General features: G+C 57.4%; 12 protein-coding genes and 1 pseudogene. 12 read left to right on the top strand and 1 reads right to left on the bottom strand.

All coding sequences use genetic code 11. The annotated features are described in order from the left end of the window. Positions 1-942 precede the first annotated feature (942 nt). Both ACNKID_RS08415 and ACNKID_RS08420 read left to right on the top strand, forming a co-directional pair. Positions 943-1830 carry a hypothetical protein gene (locus tag ACNKID_RS08415; RefSeq protein ID WP_417912991.1) on the top strand — a complete coding sequence of 296 codons (888 nt, stop codon included), beginning with the start codon at positions 943-945 and terminating at the stop codon, positions 1828-1830. Then, complete coding sequence (locus ACNKID_RS08420) at positions 1827-2618, top strand: hypothetical protein (RefSeq protein WP_417912992.1); 792 nt, start codon at positions 1827-1829, stop codon at positions 2616-2618. The genes ACNKID_RS08415 and ACNKID_RS08420 overlap by 4 nt, the downstream gene beginning before the upstream one ends. Before the next feature lie 69 nt (positions 2619-2687). On the opposite strand, the gene ACNKID_RS08425 is transcribed toward ACNKID_RS08420, so the two are convergent. Continuing rightward, positions 2688-3008, bottom strand: coding sequence for a two-CW domain-containing protein (locus ACNKID_RS08425; RefSeq protein ID WP_417912993.1), 321 nt, complete (start codon positions 3006-3008; stop codon positions 2688-2690). A 311-nt stretch (positions 3009-3319) separates the two neighbouring features. On the opposite strand from ACNKID_RS08425, the gene ACNKID_RS08430 reads away from it, so the two are divergent. The 10 genes and pseudogenes from ACNKID_RS08430 to ACNKID_RS08475 form a co-directional block, all read left to right on the top strand. Beyond that, positions 3320-5080 (top strand): hypothetical protein, encoded by a 1761-nt coding sequence (locus tag ACNKID_RS08430; protein WP_417912994.1) that lies wholly within the window; start codon positions 3320-3322, stop codon positions 5078-5080. 85 nt (positions 5081-5165) lie between these two features. Then, complete coding sequence (locus ACNKID_RS08435) at positions 5166-5426, top strand: DUF4160 domain-containing protein (RefSeq protein WP_417912995.1); 261 nt, start codon at positions 5166-5168, stop codon at positions 5424-5426. Between the two features lie 10 nt (positions 5427-5436). Further along, positions 5437-5727 (top strand): DUF2442 domain-containing protein, encoded by a 291-nt coding sequence (locus tag ACNKID_RS08440; RefSeq protein WP_417912996.1) that lies wholly within the window; start codon positions 5437-5439, stop codon positions 5725-5727. A gap of 66 nt (positions 5728-5793) precedes the next feature. Next, a pseudogene (locus ACNKID_RS08445) lies at positions 5794-6044 on the top strand (type II toxin-antitoxin system RelE/ParE family toxin). Positions 6045-6053: 9 nt separating this feature from the next. Beyond that, the gene (locus ACNKID_RS08450; protein ID WP_417912997.1) at positions 6054-6341 is read left to right on the top strand and encodes a HigA family addiction module antitoxin; all 288 of its coding nucleotides are present in this window, start codon (positions 6054-6056) and stop codon (positions 6339-6341) included. Between the two features lie 114 nt (positions 6342-6455). After that, complete coding sequence (locus tag ACNKID_RS08455; RefSeq protein ID WP_417912998.1) at positions 6456-6710, top strand: DUF6364 family protein; 255 nt, start codon at positions 6456-6458, stop codon at positions 6708-6710. Beyond that, positions 6707-7123 carry a type II toxin-antitoxin system VapC family toxin gene (locus tag ACNKID_RS08460; protein ID WP_417912999.1) on the top strand — a complete coding sequence of 139 codons (417 nt, stop codon included), beginning with the start codon at positions 6707-6709 and terminating at the stop codon, positions 7121-7123. The genes ACNKID_RS08455 and ACNKID_RS08460 overlap by 4 nt, the downstream gene beginning before the upstream one ends. Positions 7124-7147: 24 nt before the next feature. After that, on the top strand, positions 7148-7282 hold the full coding sequence (locus ACNKID_RS08465) for a hypothetical protein (RefSeq protein ID WP_417913000.1): 135 nt from the start codon (positions 7148-7150) through the stop codon (positions 7280-7282). Then, positions 7266-7487 carry a hypothetical protein gene (locus tag ACNKID_RS08470; RefSeq protein WP_417913001.1) on the top strand — a complete coding sequence of 74 codons (222 nt, stop codon included), beginning with the start codon at positions 7266-7268 and terminating at the stop codon, positions 7485-7487. The genes ACNKID_RS08465 and ACNKID_RS08470 overlap by 17 nt, the downstream gene beginning before the upstream one ends. Further along, on the top strand, positions 7477-8513 hold a 1037-nt coding region (locus ACNKID_RS08475), incomplete at its 3' end, for a tetratricopeptide repeat protein (RefSeq protein WP_417913002.1). The genes ACNKID_RS08470 and ACNKID_RS08475, both read left to right, overlap by 11 nt.

Consider the following 8513-nt stretch of genomic DNA (forward strand, 5'->3'; position numbering starts at 1 on the left):
GCCTCCTGTCCTTTCGGGCGGAGCGGGAAATCCCCTGATCCTGAGGAGATTCCTCCCTTCGGCCGGAATGACAGCGCATGGTCATTTCATGATGCTCCGACTACAACACAAAGGAGGCAGACCGGAAGGTCTGCCTCCTTTGTGTTTATGGAGAAATTACTTTTTTCAGCATGCCACAAAGAGGTATCACCTTGCCTGTTCAGAAGAATTTGCGGCGAAGGTGTCGTTTCAGACAGAACCATCTGTGTAATAATTATACAATTTTATGCCAGCAGTGAGTAATTGTTACCCAGTTTCTGTTGAACGAAAGATATTGTTATCGTCAATAAAATATTTATAAAAATAATTTACAAGTAAAATCAATAAAAAAGATGCTTTTCCGGCCAGCATTGCGCCGGAGCGGCAGCAGATTGCCAGACAGGCAATTGATGCTAAAGGAGCTGCACGGCTTCGCCCTATTCTTTGAACCGCTGACCGCCACAAAGCTTCCGACGACAGCGGCCTGTGGCGCAGCGACGAAGCTTGAGCTGAGTAAAAACGTATCAGATTTTCTGAGGCAGACCTCCTGATCTGCCTCCTTTGTTTTTGCGGAGAAATTACTTTTTCAGTGTGCCACAAAGAGGCATCAGCTTGCCTGTGCAGAAGAATTTGCGGCGAAGAGGTCGTTTCAGGGAGGAAACATCTGTGTAATAATTGCTTCTCACGTCGGCAACTGAGTAATTATTACACAGTTCCTGTTGAACGGGAAACATTGTCATCGTCAATGGCATAAAAATAAAAAATATTTTTAAATAAAATCAATTAACTCAACACGCGCTCAACAATGTTTCTGAAATACTGGCACGATTTTGGCATAAGCCAAAACAGCCAGCTTATGCTTGGAACAGCAGAGCGGCAGTTAGCCGTTCTGTGCTGAATAATTCATCTGGAGGAGAAAAAGTTATGAACCAGCAGCTTGCATCAAAAAAATTCTTTTACATGCTGACCGCCGCGCTGACGATGTTCTGTTCGGAAGTGTCGGCCAACGCCTCAGCGCAGGATGTGAAGGAAATTGACGACATCTGCATGTATTCCCAGCGGATTCTTAAAGATTACGCGCTGGTCGGCATGGGCGTGACCTACCACGATCCCAAAAAGGATCTGGATGAAAACATTAAGACAGTGGACAAATATTTCAACGATCTCAAGAGCCACAAGCTGAATGACAAACTGACAGCCGAGGTTGACGAGGTGGCAAAATCTTGGACTGAACTCAAACCGGAATTTGAGAAGACCCCGGACAAAGCAAAAATGAGCGAGCTGCGCAAGAAGGTGGAGGCATACACCGTGCGCTGTGAGCAGGTGGCTGAAGATTTGGCTAAAGACACTGGCATCAAGGGCGAGCATGATGTGGTGCTGGTTGCCGAGCTGGGATTGGAATCACAGCGCATGGCCGCCTTGTATCTGATGAAGGCGTGGGGTGTCGCTGATGCCAACTATGAAGAAGAAGTCAAGCAGACGGTGGATGAGACCGAGAAAATCTATCAAGAACTGCTTGCTGCTGACGAGAAGCTGGTTTCCAAGGAAATCAAAGAGAAGCTGAAAGGCACCGAAAAGGACTTCATCGCCTTCAGTGTGCTGGCCAAGAGCAAGTCGGGCCGTTTCATGCCCTCTGTCGCAGAGGAGAACGCCAGCAAGATTTTTGACGCGCTGCGGGAAATCCTGAAAATGGAGCAGAAGCTGGTTGAAGGCAGCGTGTCGGGTTACTTCACTCCGGTGGCGGATGACAAACAGGGTTGGTTTGACAAGTTCACAGCAATCATGCAGGCAAAAGAGGAGGAGGCAGCATGAAAACAGCATTTCTGAAGGTTCTCGCGGCTGCGGCAATTTTCTGCGCCCTGCCTGTCAGCAAAGCGATGGCGAACGTCGATGTGGAAATGATGGAGTCTGCCAAAAATGTGGGCATCATCAGTCAGAAGATCACCAAGGCCTATTTCTACAAGCACATGGATATCCGCGCCGATCATGCGGAGAACGACTTGCAGGAGAGCCTGAGCCAGCTCAAGAAAGATATCCTCAAACTGCATGAAGGCATAAAAGGGAACAGCAAGGAAGAGAAAAACATCGCCATCTTCCTTTCCTACACCCGCGATGAGCTGGATAAAACCTTGGCCAAGCCCTACAGCCCGGAGACCGGCGCACTGATGATCGACTTCAGCGAGTCTCTGCTGGAAGGCGCGGATTTCCTCTCCGGCGTGTACGGCAAAGGAACAACCGGGGAAGCCGGAATGCTGGCGGAACTGGAGAACCAGCTCTTTCAGCTGGAGCGGGTCAACAAATACTACATCGCCCACAAGGCCGGCTTCAAGGACTATAACAACGTGGTTCAGCTGCAAAAGGCGGTGGAGGACTTTGAGAAGGGCCTGGCCAAGATCAACAGCTATGGCCGCTACCCTGACCACGCCAAGGAAAGCGTGGCCAAGATCAACCAGTTCTGGCCGGTGGCCAAGGAATTCTACCTTGGTGTGCAGGAGAACGCCCTGCCAGTGATTGTGCTGGCCTCAACCGACAAGCTGGAAAAAGAAGTCAGCGCGTTGAAGGACTTTCATCACCAGGAAGCAGGACAAGCGAAGAACTGATTTCTTCCTCTGAAGAAGAGAAAGGCCGTGATCCCTTGGGTCACGGCCTTTTCCTTTTTCCACCTCCGCTTACTTGCTGCGGCTCTTCATCTCTTTGAGGATGGTCATGCCAATCTTGAAATTAGGCTCCTCCTCCCGTTTGACGACGCTGTAGAATTCGCAGTTGTGGCAGTCGCTGCAGAACTTCTCGAGATAGGATCCCTGCGCCTCTGCGCCCTTGCAGAGAGTGCCCGCAACAACCCAGCAGCAGCGTCCCCCGTTCTTGCCCTCATGAACGCCGTCCGCGCGCTGCTCGTCCGCTGCCGGACATATCCCGAACTCAGCGACCTTGGGGCCGCCCGGCCCCCGTCCGCACTGCTTAAAATCCCAGCAATTCTTCTTCGCTCCCATTGCTCCTCCTCCCGTTGCTCTCGACCACATATAACGGCTGCATGCTGACTGACCACAGAACCAGTTTTCTTCTTTGATGCTCCCAGCTCCCGGCGATCAGTCAGCAGAGGCGCCGGTTTCGGCACAAACAGAAGCTCATCCTAAAAGAATACGCAGCCTTTGTCAAGGAATTGCTGCGGTTGCCTGTCCTTGCGGGCAAGCTGCGTGATGCGCGGCAAACCTGCCCGCCTGCCTGTCCGCAGTTGCCAAGCCTGCCGCACACCGGGTATAGTGGGGCAATTCATCCACCCACTTCTTCGTGCAAACACTCCATGTCCGCGCCCCGCAATTCCTTTTCCCTTCTGGTCGCCGCGCTCGCTGTCCTTGCCCTGACCGGCTACTTAGCCTGGCAGGAGCGGCAGACCGAGCGGCCTGAGCAGATTGAAGTCACCACTGCCGGCTTTCTTGAAATGTGCCTGTCCTGCCACAAGGACGAGCAGCCCGACCCTGCCCATGCCGCCACGATGATCGGCTGCTCGCCCTGCCATCTCGGCGACGCGGCGGCCATTGACAAGGACAAGGCGCACAAGGGCATGGTCCTCAATCCCGGCGACCTGCGCGTAGCGGAGAAGAGCTGCGGCAAGGAAGGCTGCCACCCGGCGGACGTGCGCAAGGTGAAGAACTCGCTCATGGCCACCAACCGGGGCATCCTCTCCACCCTGCTCTACTACTGGGGCGAGCGCGACACGCAGAACGCGGCCATCACCGTGGAGCAGCTGCTGGAGAGCGGCGAGAACTCGCTGGCCTTGGACTACTTCCGCAAGCTCTGCGCCACCTGCCATCTCTGGAAGCAGAAGAACGACCTGCCCGGCGCACCCAAGTTCTTCAACGAGAAAGGCGGCGGCTGCTCGGCCTGCCACTACATCCCGGCCAAGGGTGATGTGCGCACCACGGTCACGTCCTTCGACGAGAAGCGGCAGCAGGGCAAGAAGCCGCATCCGCAGATCAGCAAGAAGGTGCCGGACGAGAACTGCGTCCGCTGCCACAACCGCTCCGGCCGCATCGGCATCTCCTACGCTGGGATGTTCGAGGGCGAAGGCTACGGCACGCCCTACGAGAAGGGCAAGCCGTCTTCCAAGCAGCTGCCGGGCGGACGCTTCTACTTGGAGATCGCCGAGGACGTGCACCACACGAAAGGCATGTCCTGCATAGACTGCCACACCCGCGAGGAGATCATGGGCGACGGCACCCAGTACGCCCACTATGAGGAGCAGCTGGAGATCAGCTGCGAGGGCTGCCACACAGCCGAGCCGGGCCTGACCCGCAAGGGCCGCAAGGTCACCAACATCAGCAAGGGCAAGGAGGGCGCGTTCGTCCTCACAGGCCGCAACGACGGCGAGATCCGCCCGCTGCGCCCGCCCAAGCAGGATGCCTGCGCCTATCCCGGCCACCAGCGGCTGTCCTGCGTGGCCTGCCACGCCACTTGGGTGCCGCAGTGCTACGGCTGCCATGTCAAGCGCGACCTGAGCGACACCCATTTAGACAAGCTCAGCCTGAAGGAAACGCCGGGCGCGTGGGAGGAAGGCCGCTCCTACATCCGCTACGAGCAGCCCATGCTGGCGGTGTGGAAGGACAAGGTGGTGATCGTCACGCCCGGCTGCCAGGACGTGGTGACGCTGATCGGCAAGGACGGCAAGGTGGAGGGCGGCTTCAACCGCTTCACCATGGCCGCCATCAACCCGCACACCACCCAGGCCAAGGGCAGGCCCTGCGCCGACTGCCACGCCTCGACCAAGACCGTCGGCCTGGGCCAGGGCACAGTGACGAAGAAGGACGGCAAGTGGGCGTTCCACCCGGTGGATCAGGGCGTGGAGACCCTGCAAGGCCGCACCGTGCCGCTGGATGCCTTTGTCACCATAGACGGCCAGCAGCTCCAGCACGGGTCCCGGCCCGACCTGCGCCCCTTCAACGCCGAGGAGCTGCGCCGCATCCTGCGGGTGGGGCTGTGCCTGCCCTGCCATGAACGCTATGACGACCCGGCCTACAAGGAGTATACTCCGCAGAGAAGCTGCCCCAAGTATCAGGAGCCATAGGGGCTGGATGTTGCGCATTGAACAGGAGGGAAGACATCATGGCATCACAGAGAGCGTATGACTGCCGCAGACAAGGGGAATATCCATGCCTGAGCTAAGCCGCTTCCTTGGCATCATCATCTACATGCACTTCAACGAGCACAACCCGCCCCATTTCCATGCCGAGTACAATGAGCACAAAGCAGCGATTGCCATTAAGACGCTGGGCCTGCTGGAGGGCAGACTGCCTGCGCGGGTGATGAGCTTAGTAGTCGAGTGGGCGCAGGAGCATCAGGACGAGCTGCTTTCCAACTGGAACAGCATCAGCGAGACCGGCGAGCATCGCAAGATCAACCCATTGGTATAGGAGAGGCACCATGCTGGAAGTGCAACAGGCAGCATACGCAGGCAACTATGCTGTCCATCTGGTGTTCAGTGATGGCAAGGCTGGCACGGCGGACTTAGCGCCGCTTGTCTGCAACGACAGGCGGCCTGTCTTCGCCCGGCTGCGGGAGCAGGCAGCCTTCCGCAGCTTCAAGGTGGCGCACAGCGCGCTGGTCTGGGACGACACGCTGGACATTGCCCCTGAGTATCTGTACTACCTTGCCTTCAAGGACGACCCGGCCTTGCAGGAGCAGTTCAGGCAGTGGGGGTATATACGACCATGACCAACCGCTTCGACAGCGGCGGCGGTACGCAGAGAAGCTGCCCCAAGTATCAGGAGCCGTAGGGACATGATTGTCAAATTCAGGCACAAAGGGCTTGAGAAGCTGTTCAAGGCGGGCAGCAGCGCGGGCATTCAGGCGGAACATGCGCCGAGACTGCGGACAGCCCTGAAGATATGAACTTGCCCGGCCTGCGCCTGCATCCGCTGCGGGGAGACCGGGAGGGAACGTGGTCTGTTGCGGTCAGCGGGAACTGGCGGGTGACGTTCCGGTTCTGCAACGCTGATGCCACAGATGTTGATTACGAAGACTATCATTGAGAGGCAGCCATGAGAATGTGCAATCCGCCGCATCCAGGAGAGATCATCCGGGAGTTCTGCGTAGAGGCCTTGGAGCTGACCGTGACGGAAGCAGCCAAGGCATTAGGGGTGAAGCCGAAGACGCTCTCCGCCCTGCTCAATGCCCGCAGCCGGGTGAGTCCAGAGATGGCGCTGCGCCTGTCCAAGGTCTTTGGGCGGACACCGGAGGGCTGGCTGCGGCTCCAGCTTCAGTTTGATCTGGGCAAGGCGGAGAAGCGGGTGGATGTAAGCGGGCTGAAGCGGCTGGAAGCGGCATGATGGGACGACCATGACCAACCACTTCGACAGCGGCGGCGGTACGCAGAGAAGCTGCCCCAAGTATCAGGAGCCATAGGGGCTGGATGTTGCGCATTGAACAGGAGGGAACACATCATGGCATCATTATCCATACAGAGTATTGACGAGCAGCTTGCCGCCCTGCTGCAAGAGCGGGCCGCAGCAGCGCGGAAGAGCGTCAGCCAGTTCGTGCTGGACACCCTGCGGCAGCATCTTGGCCTGGAGAAGGCGACTGTCCAGGAGCAACGGCTGACAGGCGTTGTGGGCGAGCTTGCTGGCCTGCTGAAAGACAGGGACGTGGATGAGAGCAGGAGCGCGTATGCTGCTCATCTCGAGGAGAAGTACAGATGAAGCGGGCTAAGGTCTTTCTGGATGCAGATGTCATCCTTGACCTGCTGACACAGCGCGAGCCGCATTTCGCCCCCGCAGCTGCGCTCTTCCTCAGGATTCAGAACAAGGAGCTGACAGCCTCCACCTCGCCGGTTGTCATTGCCAACATCTTCTACATCCTCAGCAAGCACCTTGGCCGGGAGAAGGCAGCGCAGTCCATCAGGAAGCTCCGGTCGCTTGTCAGGGTGCTGAACTGCGGAGAGCGCGTCATTGATCTGGCCCTTGCTTCAGACTTTGCCGACTTTGAAGACGCGATTCAATACTGCACCGCGCTGGAGCACAAGATAGGCATACTCATCACCCGGAATGTGCAGGATTACAAGACAGCAGCCATCACCATCCTGACACCTCGTGAGTACATAGAGGGTGCATAGGTGCGGTGGCGGCAAGGAGAACGCATGACCAACCACTTCGACAGCCACGGCGGGCCGCAGAACATCGCCATAGGCGACCAGTTCGGCGCGGTGTATAACGGAACCTTTAACCGGAACGACTGCTATGACCGGAGGAAGTTATATGGAACAGCTTGCTAATATACTACAGTATCTGAAGGATCACCCCGAAGTGACTTGGAGCGGAACCGGGCTGACAGCACTCGGTGTCCTGTACTTTCTCATCACCAAGCTGTTTGCTCCTCTGTTCCGCAAAGGCAGTGGGGTAACACAGACTGTGAAGGGGAATAACAACATCGTGGTCGGCACCGGTGATGTGAAGGTCGAGAGGCGCGATGATGTGTAGCAAGCTCCTCCAGAAGATATGGGGCAGCGGCAACACCGTTGCAGGCGGCAATGTCACGGTGACGTACAACAACAGCGTCATTCCCCCGCAACGCCTTGAGGAGCTTGCTGGCAAGCTCGCAGTCACCGACTCCGCCCTTGCCAGCTTCTTCAGGATCATGGAGGAGCAGCAGGTTCCTCTGGGCGACCTGGACAGCAAGCTGCGGGAGATCGCCACGCAGTACAAGGAGCTGCGTGCGCGGCTGGAGAACGTGCAGTCCGCAGACCCGGAGGTGCAGCGGCTGAAGGCGGAGGCCAAGCAGGCCATTGAGGCGGGCGACTACGCCAAGGCGGAGAAGCTGCTGGACGAAGCTGAGGCCCGCGACGTGCAGGCGTTTGAGCAGCTTGAGGCAAATGCCAAGAGCGACATGGAAGCAGCCCAGAAGCGGCGTATCTCCGCTGCGGCAACCAATGCCGACCAAGCCCGCCTGCAACGTGTGCAGTTGCGCTACGCCAAGGCTGCTGCCTACTGGCAGAAGGCCGCTGCCCTGCTGCCGGATGACAAGCAGCAGGAACGCTCGCTGTATCTGCACAGCGCAGGCTATGACCTTGACCGCATCGCCAAGTACAAGGAGGCACTGGCTCTCTATGAGCAGAGCCTGAACATCAGACAGGAGATTGGCTTCAAAGCAGGGGAAGCCGCGACGCTGAACAACATCAGCCAGATTTACGATGCTAAGGGCGACTACGCCACTGCCCTGAAGTATCTGGAGCAGAGCCTGCGCATCAGCCGGAATATTGACGACAAGGAGGTGGAAGGCGCGACACTGAACAACATCGGCCTAAGTCACCAAGCGCGGGGCGACTACCCTGCTGCCCTGGAATATCTGGAGCAGAGCCTGAGCATCAGCCGGGAGATTGGCGATAAGGCAGGCGAAGGCACGACGCTGAACAACATCAGCCAGATTTACGATGCGCGGGGTGACTACGCTGCCGCCCTGAAGTATCTGGAGCAGAGCCTGAGCATCCGCCGGGAGATTGGCGACAA

The sequence above is a fragment of the Candidatus Electronema sp. TJ genome (assembly GCF_048287355.1).
Taxonomy (GTDB): Bacteria; Desulfobacterota; Desulfobulbia; order Desulfobulbales; family Desulfobulbaceae; genus Electronema.

Coding starts and splice junctions, on each gene's coding strand:
- ACNKID_RS08450 (WP_417912997.1), top strand. CDS start 6,054: ATGAGAATGTGCAATCCGCCGCATCCAGGAGAGATCATCCGGGAGTTC.
- ACNKID_RS08455 (WP_417912998.1), top strand. CDS start 6,456: ATGGCATCATTATCCATACAGAGTATTGACGAGCAGCTTGCCGCCCTG.
- ACNKID_RS08420 (WP_417912992.1), top strand. CDS start 1,827: ATGAAAACAGCATTTCTGAAGGTTCTCGCGGCTGCGGCAATTTTCTGC.
- ACNKID_RS08440 (WP_417912996.1), top strand. CDS start 5,437: ATGCTGGAAGTGCAACAGGCAGCATACGCAGGCAACTATGCTGTCCAT.
- ACNKID_RS08415 (WP_417912991.1), top strand. CDS start 943: ATGAACCAGCAGCTTGCATCAAAAAAATTCTTTTACATGCTGACCGCC.
- ACNKID_RS08430 (WP_417912994.1), top strand. CDS start 3,320: ATGTCCGCGCCCCGCAATTCCTTTTCCCTTCTGGTCGCCGCGCTCGCT.
- ACNKID_RS08460 (WP_417912999.1), top strand. CDS start 6,707: ATGAAGCGGGCTAAGGTCTTTCTGGATGCAGATGTCATCCTTGACCTG.
- ACNKID_RS08425 (WP_417912993.1), bottom strand. CDS start 3,008: ATGGGAGCGAAGAAGAATTGCTGGGATTTTAAGCAGTGCGGACGGGGG.
- ACNKID_RS08470 (WP_417913001.1), top strand. CDS start 7,266: ATGGAACAGCTTGCTAATATACTACAGTATCTGAAGGATCACCCCGAA.
- ACNKID_RS08465 (WP_417913000.1), top strand. CDS start 7,148: ATGACCAACCACTTCGACAGCCACGGCGGGCCGCAGAACATCGCCATA.
- ACNKID_RS08435 (WP_417912995.1), top strand. CDS start 5,166: ATGCCTGAGCTAAGCCGCTTCCTTGGCATCATCATCTACATGCACTTC.